At 65.8% G+C, this 383-nt stretch carries 1 protein-coding gene; it reads right to left on the minus strand.

Translation table 11 applies throughout. The features are described 5' to 3' along the window. Window positions 1-383: N-acetylmuramoyl-L-alanine amidase (locus B7P34_RS36490; RefSeq protein WP_189383308.1), on the minus strand; the 383-nt coding region annotated here is incomplete at both ends.

Below are 383 nucleotides of genomic sequence, written 5' to 3' on the forward strand. Positions count from 1 at the left end.
CTGGATGCCGGCCAGCAGGGCGTCGGCCAGTTCTGCCTGGTATCCCTCGTCCTTGAGCTTGGACTCTTCCTCCGGGTTGGAGATGAAGCCGGTTTCGACCAGGATGGACGGGATGTCGGGCGCCTTGAGCACGGCGAAGCCGGCCTGCTCCACGCGTGGCTTGTGCAGCCGTCCAACCTTGCCGAGGTGCCCCAGCACCGCCTGCCCGAGCTTGAGGCTGTCCTTGATCTGCGCCGTGGTCGACATGTCGAGCAAGGTGCGCATCACCACGGCGTCCTTGGATTTGATGTTGACACCCCCGACCAGGTCGGACGCGTTCTCGCGCTTGGCCATCCAGCGCGCTGCCGCACTGGTGGCGCCCGTTTCAGAGAGGGCGAACACCG

Source organism: Streptosporangium nondiastaticum, from assembly GCF_003011965.1.
In the GTDB taxonomy this organism is placed as follows: Bacteria; Actinomycetota; Actinomycetes; order Streptomycetales; family Streptomycetaceae; genus Streptomyces; species Streptomyces nondiastaticus.